This is a genomic window from Shewanella saliphila (genome assembly GCF_014648295.1).
In the GTDB taxonomy this organism is placed as follows: domain Bacteria; phylum Pseudomonadota; class Gammaproteobacteria; order Enterobacterales; family Shewanellaceae; genus Shewanella; species Shewanella saliphila.
In genome coordinates this window covers 17,942-35,108 of sequence record NZ_BMQV01000035.1, presented here as the reverse complement: position 1 = coordinate 35,108, position 17,167 = coordinate 17,942, and the positions used below count along the sequence as shown (strand labels likewise).

15 protein-coding genes are annotated in these 17,167 nt (G+C 43.3%); 6 read left to right on the top strand and 9 right to left on the bottom strand.

Translation table 11 applies throughout. From position 1 onward, the window contains the following. Nucleotides 1-12 precede the first annotated feature (12 nt). The 4 genes from IEY48_RS14975 to IEY48_RS14960 form a co-directional block, all read right to left on the bottom strand. Complete coding sequence (locus IEY48_RS14975) at nt 13-1,224, bottom strand: NnrS family protein (RefSeq protein WP_188921720.1); 1,212 nt, start codon at nt 1,222-1,224, stop codon at nt 13-15. Between the two features lie 215 nt (nt 1,225-1,439). Continuing rightward, complete coding sequence (gene phrB, locus IEY48_RS14970) at nt 1,440-2,873, bottom strand: deoxyribodipyrimidine photo-lyase (protein WP_188921718.1); 1,434 nt, start codon at nt 2,871-2,873, stop codon at nt 1,440-1,442. 11 nt (nt 2,874-2,884) lie between these two features. Beyond that, on the bottom strand, nt 2,885-3,847 hold the full coding sequence (locus tag IEY48_RS14965; RefSeq protein ID WP_188921716.1) for a YbgA family protein: 963 nt from the start codon (nt 3,845-3,847) through the stop codon (nt 2,885-2,887). Between the two features lie 208 nt (nt 3,848-4,055). Next, entirely contained in the window at nt 4,056-4,991 is a 936-nt protein-coding gene (locus IEY48_RS14960) for a polyprenyl-phosphate transporter (RefSeq protein WP_487250741.1), read from the bottom strand. Between the two features lie 153 nt (nt 4,992-5,144). On the opposite strand from IEY48_RS14960, the gene IEY48_RS14955 reads away from it, so the two are divergent. The 5 genes from IEY48_RS14955 (at nt 5,145) to bamJ (ending at nt 8,937) form a co-directional block, all read left to right on the top strand. After that, nucleotides 5,145-5,627, top strand: a complete 483-nt coding sequence (locus IEY48_RS14955; RefSeq protein ID WP_188921762.1) for a hotdog fold domain-containing protein — start codon at nt 5,145-5,147, stop codon at nt 5,625-5,627. A 57-nt stretch (nt 5,628-5,684) separates the two neighbouring features. Continuing rightward, nucleotides 5,685-6,569, top strand: a complete 885-nt coding sequence (locus tag IEY48_RS14950) for a prohibitin family protein (RefSeq protein ID WP_188921714.1) — start codon at nt 5,685-5,687, stop codon at nt 6,567-6,569. A gap of 203 nt (nt 6,570-6,772) precedes the next feature. Next, complete coding sequence (locus tag IEY48_RS14945) at nt 6,773-7,921, top strand: DUF418 domain-containing protein (protein WP_188921712.1); 1,149 nt, start codon at nt 6,773-6,775, stop codon at nt 7,919-7,921. A gap of 73 nt (nt 7,922-7,994) precedes the next feature. Further along, nucleotides 7,995-8,345, top strand: coding sequence for a DUF1294 domain-containing protein (locus IEY48_RS14940; RefSeq protein WP_188921710.1), 351 nt, complete (start codon nt 7,995-7,997; stop codon nt 8,343-8,345). Between the two features lie 121 nt (nt 8,346-8,466). Next, nucleotides 8,467-8,937, top strand: a complete 471-nt coding sequence (gene bamJ, locus IEY48_RS14935) for a BamJ family beta-barrel-assembly machinery protein (RefSeq protein WP_160054121.1) — start codon at nt 8,467-8,469, stop codon at nt 8,935-8,937. A 90-nt stretch (nt 8,938-9,027) separates the two neighbouring features. Here the strand turns inward: bamJ and IEY48_RS14930 are convergent, their stop codons facing one another. After that, nucleotides 9,028-10,242: a M24 family metallopeptidase gene (locus IEY48_RS14930; protein WP_188921708.1), complete on the bottom strand. Its 1,215-nt coding sequence runs from the start codon at nt 10,240-10,242 to the stop codon at nt 9,028-9,030. 194 nt (nt 10,243-10,436) lie between these two features. Here IEY48_RS14930 and IEY48_RS14925 point away from each other — a divergent pair, with 194 nt between their 5' ends. Then, the gene (locus IEY48_RS14925; RefSeq protein ID WP_188921706.1) at nt 10,437-12,224 is read left to right on the top strand and encodes an aminopeptidase P family protein; all 1,788 of its coding nucleotides are present in this window, start codon (nt 10,437-10,439) and stop codon (nt 12,222-12,224) included. Nucleotides 12,225-12,459: 235 nt separating this feature from the next. On the opposite strand, the gene IEY48_RS14920 is transcribed toward IEY48_RS14925, so the two are convergent. From IEY48_RS14920 to IEY48_RS14905, 4 genes are all read right to left on the bottom strand, one after another. Next, the gene (locus IEY48_RS14920; RefSeq protein ID WP_188921704.1) at nt 12,460-13,929 is read right to left on the bottom strand and encodes an Lcl C-terminal domain-containing protein; all 1,470 of its coding nucleotides are present in this window, start codon (nt 13,927-13,929) and stop codon (nt 12,460-12,462) included. 342 nt (nt 13,930-14,271) lie between these two features. Beyond that, entirely contained in the window at nt 14,272-14,550 is a 279-nt protein-coding gene (locus IEY48_RS14915) for a hypothetical protein (RefSeq protein ID WP_188921702.1), read from the bottom strand. A gap of 2 nt (nt 14,551-14,552) precedes the next feature. Beyond that, nucleotides 14,553-15,017: a DUF4405 domain-containing protein gene (locus IEY48_RS14910; protein WP_188921700.1), complete on the bottom strand. Its 465-nt coding sequence runs from the start codon at nt 15,015-15,017 to the stop codon at nt 14,553-14,555. Nucleotides 15,018-15,128: 111 nt separating this feature from the next. Beyond that, a complete protein-coding gene (locus IEY48_RS14905; protein WP_188921699.1) occupies nt 15,129-17,087 on the bottom strand; it encodes a TonB-dependent receptor domain-containing protein in 1,959 nt (652 codons plus the stop codon). Nucleotides 17,088-17,167 lie beyond the last annotated feature (80 nt).

The following is a 17,167-nucleotide window of genomic DNA, read 5'->3' as shown; positions in this document are numbered from 1 at the left end:
ATCAAAAGAATGCTACCCAGGACGACCATCAAGTCTTGGGCGGGTTAAAATGGGGGCGTAAAACCACACAAACAAACCAAAGCCAATAAACCAAAACATCCCAGCAATCCATAACCACATTTGGGTGTGCTCAGGCATTAGCAGTGGCATAATCGCTCGAAATATTGCCGCGATCGCAATACTTAAAAACGCAAATGCCATATTGGGGCCTTGGTAAATATTACGACTAGTATGGCCAAGCGAAACACGAGAGATCATCGATAAACACAGTGCCGCTATGCCGCCTACGGCAAAGAGGTGCAATAACGTGCGATAAGCATATTCGTTATCAATGTTTATCGCCATTAAGACTAACGTGACAGGCAATGATAAATACGCCAAATGCAAAGACCATAACATGGGCTCTTTTAAGGTTTTATGCGCTTGCCAACGGGCAAAACGAATAAAATGCAATCCACCGGCCACAGCCAATAAAACTTGCTCAATCCCTTTAGGCATCCAATGAGTTATTGCTTGTATAAACAAGACTCCCATAACTAATAATAACGCATTTTCTAATATACTAATGGGATCTGGCTTAGGTTGTTGAATACGCATGGCGGTAAAAAATGGAATAACCCGACCACCCACAATGGTGATGATCATGGCAACCCACCAAATCATACCTTGCCATAACTGAGTTGAAAGCGAAAAGTCACGTTGTTGTAGCGCATAGTAACTTGCAAGATTGACCACTAATGCCACCACAAGTAACAACGGAAAGCCGATATTGCGCCACTGTTTTACTGGGTAAATACAGCGCCACAAGGCAAAAGCACTTAACCCTAAAAATAAGCTGTCAAATAACGCGGGCACTACTAGCGGAATGTTCATTGGCAATAACAGCGTTAATCGGGCAATGAGCCAACATGCAAAGGTGACAATCAAACTGCGGCCTTTAATGGTGGGTTGATTGGTCCACGCTTGCACTGCTGTCAGTAAAAAACCACACACGATAGCCATGGCAAAACCAAATAACATTTCATGCGGATGCCACCATAACGGCACGACATTGGCCCAAAACTCAGCGCTAAATAAACTATATTGTGGGGTAAACCAGCCCATTAGCCACAGCGGAATATACAAAGCCGCCACTACAGCGCCGCCAAGAAAAAACGGCCTAAAACCTAAACGCCAGATTGCAGGGGTGTTATCAATTTCAGCAGGGTCATCAATATTTAGCATAAGCAGCACACTCATTTAGTGAGTTAAGAGCAAGAAGATTTAAACATGCATAATAAATAAATCTTTAATTAAGGCTATTGTATGCTGCCCATCTTATTACTTCAATCATTACCCTTCGCTAATGCAAACCAAGCTCGCCATACTGTGATCTAACGCAAAAAAGCCAACACCGAATAACGGCATTGGCTTTTATGTAAAACAATATATTGAGGAGACTAACCGCGCTTTAACGCACTTAATACTTCAATGGCTCTTAAGCGCGCCATTTTGTGTTCAACAATCGGCTTGGGATAACCTTGATTATCCGGTTGGGCAAATAAGTCGTGTACGTTAACCGATTTAGGCTCATGGATATCTTTAAATGACCAAGTTGCCAGCTCAGGAATATAGCGTTTAATAAAGCTGGCATCGGGGTCAAACTTGCTGCTTTGGGTCATCGGATTAAACACCCTAAAGTATGGCTGGGCATCACAACCGGTTCCGGCCGACCATTGCCAGCCGCCGTTATTAGCGGCTAAATCACCATCGATCAATTGCTGCCTAAAGTAACGCTCACCCCAACGCCAATCGACCAGTAAATGTTTGGTTAAAAAGCTCGCCACTACCATGCGTAAACGATTGTGCATCCAGCCTGTTTGATTTAACTGACGCATTGCGGCATCCACTATTGGGTAGCCGGTTTTCCCTTCACACCAGGCTTGAAACTCATCAAGGTTATTACGCCATGCAATGCCATCGCCTAACTCATTAAAGTTATGTGCCATCGACAACTTTGGAAACGCCACCAGCAAATGACGATAAAACTCTCGCCAAATAAGCTCGTTAAGCCAGGTTTTCGCTGGGCAGGTATCATCAACTAATGCTTCAGGGTAGCGCGCTAAAATGGCGGCAACACATTGGCGCGAGCTTATCACCCCAAGGGCTAAAAAAGGCGATAAACGGCTGGTTCCTTCAAGGGCTGGAAAATCTCTATCGGTTTGATAGTCTGCCACTTGAGTTGCTAAAAACTGATCTAAAATCCGCTTGGCCGCACCCTCGCCTGCTGCCCATTGCTCACTACTGCGCTTGTTGCACTCAAAAACAATCGCCTCAGGTTGCATTAATGCTGCGGCGACAGGGGCCGGCGCTACAACTGGCACTATGGCTCGTTGGCTCGCAATGCTTTTCCATTTTTTTGAAAACGGGGTAAACACCTTATACACATCACCCGACAAGTTAAGCACCTGCCCTGGCGCTAGCAGGCAATCCTGATCAATAAGTGTCAGTGGTACCCCTTGGGCAATTAACAGGGCATCACGGCGCCGTTCGTTAATTTCGGGTTCGCTGCCAGCAAATACCGCATCAATGTGGTGTTGCTGTATATAGTCAGTTAATGCAGCCTCGGTATCAGTAAAAGAGTGTAAGTGCAGCACATCTAAAGCAATACCTAACGCCGCCAGCGACTGGGCTAACAAATTGACGTGCCGCTCAATAAAATCAATTTGGATTGGCGCAACATCATGCTGCGTCCATTGCGACGGTGTCACAATATATAGTGCCCTCACATTACCTTGATGTTGCTTAGCAAACTCACAAGCAGCCACCAACGCAGGGTTGTCGGCAACGCGCAAATCTTGTCTAAACCACATCACGCTATTCATAGTACTCATTGATACTCGACCTAGTAGGCATAACGAAGCTTAAGCGCTTCTGGATGCGGATTTAAATACACTTGCTCTTCAATATATGGTGTATGAAACTCACGAACATAGTGGTTAATTAAGGTGATTGGCACTAACAAAGGTAAGAGTCCTTGGCGATATTTTAAAATCGATTCGCTCAACTCTTCTTTTTGATCCGCACTTAATTGCTTCTTAAAATAACCTTGAATATGCTGCAATGTACTGGTGTGGTTTTTACGCGTAGCAATGATTTTAAGTGCCGTCATAAAGCCTTCAAAATACTGCTGTGCTGTGTGCTCTAAATCTTGAATGTCGGCCAACATTGGGCCTAAATCGCGATACCACTTTGGGCTGTGCGCCATGAGTAAGTATTTATAACGCGAATGAAACTGCATCAGCTTGTGCTTGGTTAAGCCCGACTGATTCATTATTCTCCAGTCGTTATAAGCAAATACCCGAGTAAAAAAGTTTTCTCGTAGTGCAAGGTCATGCAAACGCCCTTCTTCCTCTACTGGCAATAATGGGTAACGTTCCATTAACGCTTTGGCAAATACGCCCACACCGGTTTTAGAGCCATTATTGGTACCGATTTTATACTCAGTCACCCGCTCCATCCCGCAAGTTGGCGACTTTGCACATAAAATATAACCGCCTAAATAATCAAGCTCTTCAACTTTGTTTTTACAATATTCATTAAGTTCATCGGTCACGTCTAACGATCCATCTGCACTGCGGATATGCACAATATCGCCATCACGAATTTGACGAACACTTTTGCGCGGTGCGCCCATACCTATCGCCATTTCAGGGCAAACCGTGGTGTATTCAAAAAACGGTTCTATTTCTTGTTTGCAGTAGTAAGAGTTTTTATGGCCGCCATCGAAACGAACTTGATTGCCCAATAGGCAACTGCTGATCCCAATTTGGATTTTCTCTGGCACAAATGTGACTGTATTTGGCATGGTTTGATACTCCTGAGACCGAATAATCTTTGCCTATGGTTGGCAAATAATTTAATGATTCTAAATAATATATTTATTATGGCTGATAATACGAAACTGAAATCAAATAAGTTCATTATTTATAGAATGTTTTTACTTAAATTTGAAGCAAGAAAAAGCAGAACCGAGGTTCTGCTTTTAATTTAATTAAATCCTAAGGTATTACGTATTAAGCAGCCTGCGCTTTGGCGTTTCGGCCAACGTACTCTAAGCCCCACACTAGCCCAATCCCAATCAATGCACACACTATTGCCATGACAATTTGCGACGACTCACCAGTGACTTGCTCAAACTGAAACGGCGATAAGTTTTGCTCCAATAAAGGCACTTGCTGGCCTTTACTGTTTTCGCGCCAGCTAATCACTTCTTTCCAGGGCCAAATTTTACCTAATGTGCCAAGCATTAATCCGGTTAAAAATAGCACTGTGGCATCGTGAAACTTACGCAGCAAGGCCGACAACACATGGCTAAAGCTGAGTAGACCGATAGCTGCGCCGATGGCAAAACACGCTAAATAGACAATCTCGAACCCTTTTGCTGCCGCCAATACCGCTGGATACATGCCTAGTAGAAGCAGAATAAAGCTGCCAGAAATCCCCGGTAAAATCATCGCGCATATTGCAATGGCGCCGCAAAAAAAGAAGTTAAGGTAGGTAATCTGCAGTTCAATGGGGTGCAATACAGTAATGGCCCACGCAAAGGCCACGCCGCCAATAAACATCAATATTCTTAACGCGGTAAACTTTTCGACCTGTTTTACCATGTGCACCACAGAGTAAATAATTAAGCCAAAAAAGAACGACCATACCGGGATAGGATGGGTTGCTAATAACCACGAAATCAATTTAGCCAAAGTAAAAATACTGGTTAATATGCCGCCAAACACGCACAACAAAAAGGGCCCATTAATGTGCATAAAGGCCGCTTTAATTCCTTGTTGCTTAATCATGCCAAACAAAGATAAATTGATTTTGCGGATACCGTCTAATAGTGGGTCTAAAATTCCAGTAATAAAGGCGATGGTTCCGCCTGATACGCCAGGGACAACATCTGCCGCGCCCATAGCCATACCTTTGATATAATTCAACAACAGGTTAGATTTCAAAATTTATCCTTAAATATTCATCACGGGCAAAATTATACCTGTCACGGCGCAAATGAGCGATCAAAAAGAGTAGCCAGCACTTCACCCAAGGTTACAACAATGTTAATCTCATCCGACCAGACAAATCATTTATACCATAACCCGAGTTTTCATATGACACCTACAAAACCTAATAAAGTCATGTCACTGTATAAAAAAGTGACCTCATATCCATTTGGCAAACATATTTTTTCTAAAATGGTGGCCCGCATGGCACCCTATTTTGGCACGGTTCACCCTTACATTAGCGATTTAAAAGTCAATCGTTGTGAGTGTTTAGTTAAAAAACGTAAAAAGGTGCAAAACCATATTGGTACCGTGCATGTGATTGCGATTTGTAATGGGTTGGAGATGGCAATGGGTACTATGGCGGAGGCATCTATTCCAGCTCATTTACGTTGGATTCCTAAAGGCATGTCAGTAGACTATACCGCTAAAGCTGGGACTGATATTCTGTGTGTCGCAGAGGTAACACCAGAGCAGTGGCAAGTCGGTGATATGTTAGTCGACGTTAAAGCCTACGACACTAATGGTGTGGTGGTGGTACAAGGCCACATTAAGCTGTGGATTTCTGAAAAACCAAAAAAGCAGTCATAAAACAGTTGTAAGATTATCCTAAAATCATGTTTATTATATTTTTGCTAGGGAAGCACAATGTTAAAAAACGATATATCAAAACAAACTACTAACCACCTCAATAAAATCATTTTGGTGTCAATTTTACTGATACTGATGATCAGCTTATATGGTAGCTGGTACACGATTGACCAAGGCGAACGCGGTGTATTATTGCGTAACGGTAAAATCATCGACACTGCAGAACCCGGGCTTGGCTTTAAAATTCCATTAATGGATACCGTGGTTAAAATCTCAACTCAAACGCACACTGCCAGCTACCAAGCATTACAAGCCTATAGTCGCGATCAGCAGCCAGCAACCTTACGCGCATCAGTGACCTTTAGCGTGCCGCCCGATCGCGTTGAAGAAGTGTATGCCAAGTTTAAAGGTATCGACTCTATGGTTTCACGCTTGCTCGACCGCCAGGTGCCGACTCAAGTTGAGAACATTTTTGGTAAATACACTGCTATCTCCGCGGTTCAAGAGCGTATTAAGTTTGGTATTGACGTGACAGATGCCATTACCAAGTCAATTAAAGGTCCGGTAACGATCACCTCAGTACAGATAGAAAACATCGACTTTTCTAATGCTTATGAGAAATCGGTAGAAGACAGAATGCGCGCCGAAGTTGAAGTGCAAACCCAATTGCAAAATCTTGAAAAAGAACGTGTTAGCGCGCAAATTGCGGTGACTCAAGCACAGGCTGAAGCAGACTCACAGTTAGCGCGTGCTATTGCAGAAGCCGAAAGTATTCGGATTAAAGGTAATGCTGAAGCCTCGGCAATTAAAATCCGAGCCGAAGCTTTAGCGCAAAACCAAAACTTGGTTGAATTAACCAAAGCTGAGCGCTGGGACGGTAAGCTGCCCACCACCATGCTACCGACGGGAACAATTCCGTTTTTAGAAGTACAGAAAAAGTAAACAATGGAGTCGCGTTAAAAGCACGTTTAGCCCAAATTGATTAACTGCCTAAAAAACCAAGCACAATGCTTGGTTTTTTATTGTCTCACGCGTACATTATCTCAACAATGCGCCTCAAACTGAACAATCTGAGTGGCTCTGATTGGTCACATAATTAATGGAATTGGTATAAAAGGACTTCTACGATTAACAGTGCAACTCACATGGACGAGCAATTAGCTTCGACTCAACCACAACGCTTAGCCAACCTTGACGCCATTCGTGGTGTTGGTGTGCTGGGTATTTTCTTTTTAAACATCTACTTTATGGGCAATAGCTTTTTTGGCTATGCGCCACATGCTGTGCAGCCGATTAGCGACATTACGATTGAGCTGTTAAGTAACTTTTTCCTCGAAGGCCGTTTCTTTAGTTTATTCGCAATGTTGTTTGGCGCGGGTATGTTAATTCAATTTCAAAAATATCAATCTCAGTTAGCACAGCCATCATCACATAAGTACCTCAAACAACAAAAGTGGCGTTTATATTGGCTGATTCTATTTGGGATTATTCATGGAATTTTTATCTTCCCGGGTGATATTTTACTGTCGTATGGCGTCAGTGGATTACTGGCTTTTAAGTATCGCTACCTCGATGCTGATGCGTTAATTAGGCAGGCAAAATGGTTTATTTTTATGTCGCTTATTCCAATCACCTTGATATCGCTCTCGCCAGACGACCAAGTATACTTGCGTGACTCAACGTTATTTATGGAGCAACTATCAGCCTGGACGGGCAGTTATTCAGAACAATTAATGTTGCACCTGACGATGTTTGGTTACATGATTTTGGTGATCCCACTGACGCTGATGTGGTTTATTGCCGGGCTAATGCTAATCGGTATGGCACTGTATAAACGCAACGTTTTTAGCCAAGGATTAGACAATAAGCTGTTAAAGCAATGTCTTTTTTGGGCGTTAGCATTGTCACTAATCGATTCAGCATTCAGTTTTAGCGGTATGGCATTATTAGTGGCGCTGTCGGACGTAGTATTACTGTTAAGCGCCATCGCCTGTGCTTTGGTGTATATCCACATTATTTGCTTATTATGTCAAAACAACTCACAGCGTTTAACCGCGCTGCAAAACGTGGGTAAGTTGGCGTTTAGTTTATATATTCTCCAATCCATTGTCGGGATTATACTGCTGCGCTACCTTGCTCCTGAGTGGCAACAACAGCTAGATAGAACGGGCTATATGTCTATCGCCGTCTTTTACACCATAGTGCAGTTCTTATTAGCCTATGGGTATTTACGCTATTTCAAACAAGGCCCATTGGAAAAGCTGTGGCGATATTTAGTGCTAAGACGTGGCTAATCGCTGTAGGCATTGAGAGAAACAACACCTCGTCACCTATAATCGCATCATCTGAAAAGTGAAAAACGCCCATATGAACAAATTTGCTTGGCTAATGTTAACCGTGCTCTCCATGGTGAGCGCATTGATCCAACCCTGGATAACCGCAGTTTTTTTAGCCCTTAATGTGTTAACCGTGACCTTGTATTACCTCGATAAACGCGCGGCAATCAATGGCGCTGGTCGCATCAGTGAAAAAACCTTACAACTGTGTGCGTTATTGGGTGGTTGGCCCGCAGCCTTGCTGGGCCAACATCATTTTCGCCATAAAACCCAAAAGATACCTTTTATTCGGCTACTGTGGTGCTGCATTGTGGTTAATATTGCCGTGATAAGCGCTGCGGGCTATGTCTATTTTGATTGGACCACAGTGCAAATGTCATAAGGTGTTAAACCGCCTGTCGCCAAACAATAACCCGCTGGCAAAATAGATTTGGCGTTGTTTGATAGCGTTTATCATTTTGCGGTAAACTCATGCCACTAAAACTATTTTATTGAGAAAAATTATGCGTATGATTTTGGCCGTTGTGGTCATTGCTGGAGTAATATTTTATTTTTTCAGCCAGATGAATAACTCCAAGGCAGCAAAAGAAAACATCGAAAAAGGCAAACTGTTTTTAGCCGAGAACGTTAAACGCGAAGGTGTAATACAAACCTTGTCAGGCCTGCAGTATGAAATCCTCACCAAAGGCGACAATACTGAACACCCAAAAGCCAACAGCAAAGTGACTGTGCATTACCATGGCACCTTAATCGACGGTACAGTATTTGACAGCTCGGTTGAACGTGGCGAAACCATTAGCTTTGGCTTAAACCAGGTGATTAAAGGCTGGACTGAAGGTGTGCAATTAATGAGTGTTGGCGATAAGTTCCGTTTTTATGTCCCAAGCCAGCTTGCCTACGGTAACCGCTCAACCGGTAAAATAGTGGGTGGTTCAGTACTGATATTTGATGTTGAGTTGTTTGCGATTAACTAGCCTCAGCGCAGATAAACAGTTATCAACATAACAAAGCCTCCGAGATGGAGGCTTTGTTTTTTAACGCATGTGCGTTTCAAGTAATCAGCTTTAACCCAAGTAAAATGGATCATCAATCGATTTGGCTGGTTGGGTAAACCACTTTGGCCCTTCACTGGTCATGTAAAAATGATCTTCATGGCGAATACCAAACTCACCCGGCACGCACAGCATTGGCTCATTACTAAAACACATGCCACTGGCCAGTAACGTTGAGTCATTACCAACTAAATACGGCCATTCATGAATGTCTAATCCTATGCCATGTCCGGTGCGATGCGGTAAGCCTGGTACCTGGTAACCTGGGCCAAAGCCTGCATCTTGTAATACTTTGCGCGCCGCGACATCAACATCACAGCATGGCGAGCCTATTTGCGCGGCATTAAAAGCGGCAATTTGTGCATCTTGTTCTAACTGCCATAACTGGCGCTGACGCTCATTGGGCTCACCAAATACATACGTACGGGTAATGTCTGAGTTATAGCCGTGCAACTGACAGCCGGTATCAATCAGCACAGTGTCGTTAATCTCCAATGGTTTTGGCGACTTAACCCCATGTGGATAGGCGGTGTCTTCGCCAAATAACACAATGCAAAAATATGAACCTTGTGCCGCGCCAACGGCATAGTGTGCCTGATCGATAAAGCTTTCGACCTCTGCCGTGGTGATACCTTCACGTAATATACTCGCAGCGGCTTTATGCACTTCAAGCGTCATGTCTTTAGCGCGTTGCATTAAAGCGATTTCGGCAGTGGATTTAATCATACGACAACCCGCTGTTACGGTTGTTGCACTGGTAAAGCGATGCTGAGATGCCGCTTGAGCGATGCCGTCGCTAATAAAAAAGGGCGTCGATTCATCAATGCCAATCTTGGCTTGCTTAAGGCCCATTTTATCAACAACATCGGCAAATAATTGATAAGGGCTTTGATCTTCATGCCAGGTGTTTACTTGGCCTTTAATGGCCATATACCCTTGCAAGGTATCGAGTTCAAATGCAGGCGCAATGTACTCAATCGCGCCCACTGCAGGAATAATCGCCCCCACCATGCGTTCACTTGAATACCAACGGGTACCGCTAAAATAGTACAAGTTAGTGCCTGCATTAACATAAATGGCATCTAAGCCATGTTGCACCATTAACTGCTGCGCGCGCGAAATACGCAGCGTAAATTCATCATCACTGATTGCAGCCACGCCCTCAGCCATGTGGATTAATTTAGCTAACGCCTGTTGTGGACTTACACCGCCAACACCGATTGTCATAACACTTCCTTTATTGTTGTTATTGTCAGATAAACGCCACCAAGCATAACGTATGGCTACTATTGTACAATATAAGTTTACAATTTAAGTCGAGCAATTCTTAGCAACTTCACTTGCAAGGCTTGTGCTGCCCTTGCGATAATTGCGCTTCATTTACAGAGCTGAGTTCATCAGTCGCCTCCCACGGAGAAACCATGTCCAATATTATTGCTACGCGCCTCAATGCCATTCGCCAACAGCTTGAAATTAACCAAATCGATGCCTTTATCATTCCCCGCGCCGATGAATACTTAGGTGAATACGTGCCTGCCCGCAATGAGCGTTTACATTGGGCTACTGGTTTTACCGGTTCTGCTGGTATGGCGATTGTATTAAAAGACCGCGCCGCTATTTTTACCGACGGGCGTTACACTGTGCAGGTGCGCCAGCAAGTGAATGGCAATTTATTTGAGTATTTAAGCCTGTATGACGATCCGCAAATTGATTGGCTCATTGACACATTACCCGCTGGTGCCAGTGTGGGGATAGACAGCCGTTTACATACCCTTGCCTGGTACCAACAGACTAAAGCGCAGTTTGATAAAGCCCAAATTAATCTGGTTGAAGTGAATGACAACCCCATTGATGTGAGTTGGTTAGATCGCCCTGCAGCGTCTGCATCAACGATGACTTTATTTAGCCATGAGGGTGCAGGGCGTAATAGCATTGAGAAACGCCAACAAATTGGGGAGTTAGTTAAAAAACAAGGTGCTGACGTGGCTCTTATCGCCGCATTAGATTCATGCTGCTGGTTGTTGAATATTCGCGGTAATGACGTGCCACGCTTCCCTGTCATACTGGGCTGTGGCCTATTATCGGCCAATGGCGACATGACCTTTTTTACCGATTTAGCTAAAGTACCGCAAAATATTGCCGAGCATGTAGGCGCTGGTGTGAGCTTTAAAGATGAAGCTGAATTAGCCACTGTGTTAACCCAAATGGAAGGCGTTAAGTTATTAGCCGACCCGCATTCAGCCAATGCATATTCACAATTACTGGCACAAAAGAGTGGTGCTAAGCTGATTGTTGGTACCGACCCAGTTGCATTACCTAAGGCGCAAAAAAATAGTGCAGAACTTGCGGGTATGCGCGCATGTCATATCCGTGATGGTGTTGCCGTTAGCCGCTTTTTAGCCTGGTTAGACAGTCAGGTTGAGCAGAACATCATGCACGATGAAGCGCAACTGGCAGACAAATTAGAGAGTTTTAGATTACAAGACCCACTGTATCGCGAGCCAAGTTTTGACACCATCTCAGCCACAGGTGCCAATGCTGCCATGTGTCATTACAATCACAATAATGGCACCCCAAGCACCATGACCATGGACAGTATTTATTTGGTTGACTCTGGCGCACAGTATATCGATGGTACGACCGATGTGACCCGCACTATTGCCATTGGCAAAGTGACTGACGAGCAGAAAAAAATGGTGACCTTAGTATTAAAAGGCCATATTGCATTAGATACTGCACGCTTTCCTAAGGGCACTTCTGGTCAGCAACTCGATGCTTTTGCACGCCAATACTTATGGCAACATGGTTTTGACTATGACCACGGCACCGGCCATGGTGTAGGCCATTTTTTAAGTGTGCATGAAGGCCCGCAACGCATTGGTAAAAACGTTAACGGCGTTGCGCTGTTACCTGGCATGGTGTTGTCAAACGAGCCCGGTTATTACCGCGCCGACGGTTTTGGTATTCGTATTGAAAACTTAGTGGCGGTACAACCATGCCAGGCACTACAAGGTGCTGAACGTGAAATGTATGAGTTTGATGCATTAACTCACATCCCAATGGATGCCCGCTTAATAGACAAGTCATTATTAACTGATTTTGAAGTGAATTGGTTTAATCAATACCAGCAAAAAGTGCGTCAAACCCTTGCACCATTAATGCAAGGCGACGAGCTAGCCTGGTTAAATAAAGTCACAGTGGCGATTTAAGCGCTAGCGCTTCAAGCACACGTGATTATAAAAGGCTTAGGGCGATTCAATCCCCCTAAGCCTTTTTGGTTTGTTACTGTAAATGATGTTACTGCAGACCCAGCAATGCTTGTGGGTATCTAAAGTGTTCCAGTTGCAGGAATGTTCAGCTGTGCCTAAATAGTTCAAAAAAACGCAGGCTTTTTAAACCTGCGTAAAAATAAAGCTATGTCGAAAATGAGTCTACATCGTGTCGTTAATCTATATCACGCACTAAACGAACATAGTTGTAGATACGTACGCTGTCGTATTGTGGGCCTGAGCCACCAGAGTAATCTTCGCCGTCCCATGTTTTAGGATCGCTTCGCTGTGCACCTGCGCCATGCACATCGACCCAACGTCCGACATCACTGTCGTAGCCAAGGGCTTTACCAAAGGCAACATAAGCGGCGGCATTACCATAGGTTGTATTTAAATCTGTATCATCAGAATCAACGCCATCTGTAGCATGGGTTGTACTGCTCCAATAAAGACCATAATCTGCCTCACCATTCTCGTCGGTAATCGTGGTAATGTTAAATACATCGTCAATGACCGCATAGTCGGTATCGGCTAACTCTTCGGTGTATTCAACGAGGCTATGCAACTCTTTTATGTTAGGTAAACGCCAATCACTATAGCCTAAATAATTGGCCGCATTCATAGTTGTTACATAGGTAAAGGCATCTTGCCATAACATAGCACCGGCTAAATCTGTGTCATCAGCAATGATTAAGCCATTGCCGTCGGCATCGGTCCAATCAAGCTTGGTGTAGTCAAAGCCTGTAGATTCTGTCACAACACCAGTGGTTTCATCATAATCTGCACCACTGTCAGATTGCGCCCACATTAAACTCGTCGCATTGTCAGTAATGGTGTTATCACCATTGTCGGTAAAGTCGTTGGTGGCGTAATTAGTATTACTGCGCATGCACATAACGAAATAGGTTTTATCGCCATTAAAGAATGCTTCGGTATAACCTTTAATACGACCATCGGCAAAGTTCACTCCGAACATCATTTCGGTGCCTTGACCATTATAAAATTTTGATGTTGTGGCATATTGAGAGTCGATAATACGCTCGTCATCTGTGCTACCGTAGGCAAAATCAAAATACTTGGTATTAAGAAATGGCTGCAGATAGTCCACATCATCAGAGGTTGGGTCGGTTCCTTGAAAGTTCATCAAAGAATAAAGCTGTTTAATATTAGGAAGCTGCCAATCGGTTTGGCCTGCATAATCTAGGTTATTACAATATGTTACCGCATCATCAGAAGACATTTTGTCATCACTGGTGATCTCACCGTCATCGTTCATTTCTGGGCTTTGGGTCCAGATAATGCCCGTGACATTATCGGTAACGGTAATATCGCCATCATCGGTTTCATTGGTGGTATAACTTTGCTCGCTGCCATTGAGCGTTTGAGCATCTTGGCCATAAAAATCTTCTAATGACGATGCAGGGCAAGCTAATTCAATATTGTTGTCATAACAAATGCTTTGGGCAGAATCCGCAATGGCATAAGAATAGCTATTGTCTGTTGAGGTATCATCGTCTGTGGTGTCTACAGTTTCGGTCACTTCAACTGTGTCGGTGACATCATCTGATGATGAACTGTCGCAACCCGCAATAATTAAACCCAACATGATATAACTGACCATGGTTAAATGGGTATATTTGTTCATTTATAATCCTCTGCATATTAAGTGCTAAGCACTTTTATAAATTCATTAACAACAGGATTAACAATACCGTTTCAATGTGCAGAAAATGTGTGAAAATCATGTAAAGACGGTTGATGAGAGAACGAATAACGCAAAGCTGAATCTGGTTCACATAATTTAAGTAAAACCAGCTTGAATAAAGCTTTGATGAGGGAGTGATTGATGAAAAATGAGAAAGGAAGTCGACACTCAATTTAACTTAAGATCAACTCCCTGTGCTAGCGTCTAAAGGTTTTACCGGCTTAATGAAAATACACAAATGAGACAGTTAACTATTGCTGCCGGGTATATCGTTATTAATGATTATTTACGCTTGCTAAAACGCCCAATAACTTTAGCCACGGCCAGTGTCAACAACATTGGCACACCAATCAAAATCAGCTCTTTAACAAAGGGCAATATGTACCTCAATATGGAGGGCATTTTCCCCTTGCCTTCCCCATCGCCATGGGTAAAACCTTGCATGTTTATTTGCTCTGCCCAACTGGTCCACTCAAGTGATACCAGCATCATGCTCACTAAAATGGATATGGCTAATACATAAAATAAACGTGACTTCCATTGATATTGTAGGTATTTCATCGTTATGCCTTTTTGCTTACCATGCGTCTAGTCAGTTGCACCATCCAGTTCCAGTGTAACGCGAGGTGAATGCCAATCATTGGCATAATTAGCGTCGCGGAGTCATGGTGCACTTTAGACCAAAAGTCTTGAATATTAATGTCAATTTGCAGTGTGGGTAACAGCGCTACCGACACTAAAAAACCACTGACAGTTGCTAGCAACATCATTAAATACAGTAGATAGTTCCACACAGTATTAAAGCGTTCTTTCGCGGAGATTTTTGAAAACAATCGCTTAAAGCTGTGGGTTATCCAGTCCCAATGCAACAATAAATGGATTGCAAATGGCACAATAAACAACAAGCTTAACCATTCATGCAGTGGCACGCCGGTAGCCTGAGGGGCTGACACAATCATAAAACTCACCAGTAACAGGGCATCCATTACATAGCGGGTTTTCTGCAAGTTTTGTTTCCAATCGGACATGATTTTTATAACCTTTAAATCACTTATATTTATTGATATTGGGCACACTAGACAGCAAATAAACTACCCTAGAGTCGGTTGTAAATTTGCTGCCATTAACAACGGTTTTGGCTAGAAAATATAAGAGGCACTAATTTTAAAATTACGACCCGACTCATAGTCTTGAACCGTATCACTAGTGTATGAAGCATGTGAGTAATATTGCTCATCCAACAAGTTTTCGATGCCAAAGGTTAAAGTTAAGTCTGGCGCGCTAGCAGGAAGCCACTGGGCACTGATGTTGTGAACGTCGTAACCCTTTTTATTAATGTCAGCACCTCCGTACACCACGTCATCACTTAAGGTCACGAGGGTTGTCCAGTTAACATTTACGTCGTATTCGGTAAATTCATAACCTAGGCCGAGAGATAAGCTATCACCGACTTCGTAGCGTAATACTTCACCGGTTTCTTGGCTTTCAGAGTTTGAACTTGAGTAAGTTAACCGCGCATTAAAATCATCTTTGCGCATAGTTAGCGTTGATTCAACACCCTTGATGACATAGTCACCTGAGTTGGCATATTCGCCTGTTGGACTGCCTTTGCCCACCGACCAATTATCAATGTAATCGTTGATTTCAGTTCTAAACACATCAACAGAAAAACCTATACGATCTAGCCCGAACACATTGTATTGTTGATACGCTGCGCCAACCGTATAGTTAACACCCGTTTCGGCTTTTAAATCTTGATCAAAAGTGGTGTCGTAATCCGTGTATGTTTCACGTAGACCTGGGCCCTGGAACAACTCAGTAGCAGCGGCAGTCACGGTCCACTGATCGTTAACTAAGTATTTTGTCGCCAAGCCAAAAGTGAAGTCTGTCCATGTTTTATTAAGAGAATCACCCGTGCCCGGCGAGAACATATCCGCTTTGTAGTGGTTATATCTAATGCCTGGAGTGACCGACAACTTGTTGGTTAATGCAATTTCATCTTCAAGGTAAATAGCATGAGAGTCAGCGGTTTCTTCGTTGCTGGTAATACCTTGTTCAATAAGCTTTGACTTCTGCTCGTAACCCTCCGCACCATAACGCAGAGTGTGAACTAAATCGCCCTGCACAACCGATTCAGCCAGCACGGTATAACCTGTATGTGTAGACTGACCTTCAGTATCTGTTGGCATGTAGCTAAGTTCATTTTGATATATGCTGGTGCGTAGATTTAGCATGTCGCCAAGATCAAGCTCATAGGCTAATGATACTGTGGTACGGGTATATTCAATCTCTTGGGTTTCGAGTTCATTACTTTCGTTATAGTTACTACCAAAGTTGGTTTTGATGTAGTAATCACCTTCATCGGTATACTTGTCGTAAGACAACTCAAAGCGACTATGGTCATCGACATCCCAGCCTAACTTCATTATGCCGTTAGTGATTTCCCCTTCGTTTCCTTGAACTTCGTTTCCATCACCATCATCAAAATTGTGGCGGTCGGTATAAGTAAGATAACCTAAGGCGTCGATACTGTCGGTAAGCTGAGCATAAACCGTCGCAGAACCGCCGGCAGAATCGTTGCTTGAATAATCAGCGTGTAAGCGGGCACCAAAGTCTTGTTGTGGGTCAAGTAAATCGGCTGCATCTTTGGTTTCAAACGCTACACCACCAGAGAGACCACCAGTGAGTACAGAATTGGTACCAACGTTGATATCAACCGCTTTTAAAATATCAGCATTGATTAACAAGTTTCCTGAATGGTGAAACATGTTGTTGTTTTGGGTAACGCCATCAACGGTGATGTTTAAATCTAATTCATCGACACCACGAATATTGATGCCTTGCACCATGGAATGTGAGCCGCCAACATCAATCCCTGCTTGGTCGCGTAATAAATCACTTAAATGGTCTGCTTGTCTTTTTTCAATATCATCTTGCAATAAAGAACCATTGGTAATGGTGGTACCCCACACTTCAATTTTTTCTATTTTGTCTGTGGTATCTGCAGCTATGGCATTAAAAGAAAAACTGGTTAACAAGGTACTGATGACAATGGCTAAATGAGTTCGAGCTAAAGGAGAAGAATAAGTCGTTTGCATTAGTTTAACAACACCAATCTAAATGAGAATGGTTACCATTAGACTTATCATTGAGGTGTTATGCAACTAACAATGAATAC

Coding starts and splice junctions, on each gene's coding strand:
- IEY48_RS14955 (WP_188921762.1), top strand. CDS start 5,145: ATGACACCTACAAAACCTAATAAAGTCATGTCACTGTATAAAAAAGTG.
- IEY48_RS14920 (WP_188921704.1), bottom strand. CDS start 13,929: ATGAACAAATATACCCATTTAACCATGGTCAGTTATATCATGTTGGGT.
- phrB (WP_188921718.1), bottom strand. CDS start 2,873: ATGAGTACTATGAATAGCGTGATGTGGTTTAGACAAGATTTGCGCGTT.
- IEY48_RS14965 (WP_188921716.1), bottom strand. CDS start 3,847: ATGCCAAATACAGTCACATTTGTGCCAGAGAAAATCCAAATTGGGATC.
- bamJ (WP_160054121.1), top strand. CDS start 8,467: ATGCGTATGATTTTGGCCGTTGTGGTCATTGCTGGAGTAATATTTTAT.
- IEY48_RS14910 (WP_188921700.1), bottom strand. CDS start 15,017: ATGTCCGATTGGAAACAAAACTTGCAGAAAACCCGCTATGTAATGGAT.
- IEY48_RS14940 (WP_188921710.1), top strand. CDS start 7,995: ATGAACAAATTTGCTTGGCTAATGTTAACCGTGCTCTCCATGGTGAGC.
- IEY48_RS14930 (WP_188921708.1), bottom strand. CDS start 10,242: ATGACAATCGGTGTTGGCGGTGTAAGTCCACAACAGGCGTTAGCTAAA.
- IEY48_RS14975 (WP_188921720.1), bottom strand. CDS start 1,224: ATGCTAAATATTGATGACCCTGCTGAAATTGATAACACCCCTGCAATC.
- IEY48_RS14905 (WP_188921699.1), bottom strand. CDS start 17,087: ATGCAAACGACTTATTCTTCTCCTTTAGCTCGAACTCATTTAGCCATT.
- IEY48_RS14950 (WP_188921714.1), top strand. CDS start 5,685: ATGTTAAAAAACGATATATCAAAACAAACTACTAACCACCTCAATAAA.
- IEY48_RS14925 (WP_188921706.1), top strand. CDS start 10,437: ATGTCCAATATTATTGCTACGCGCCTCAATGCCATTCGCCAACAGCTT.
- IEY48_RS14915 (WP_188921702.1), bottom strand. CDS start 14,550: ATGAAATACCTACAATATCAATGGAAGTCACGTTTATTTTATGTATTA.
- IEY48_RS14945 (WP_188921712.1), top strand. CDS start 6,773: ATGGACGAGCAATTAGCTTCGACTCAACCACAACGCTTAGCCAACCTT.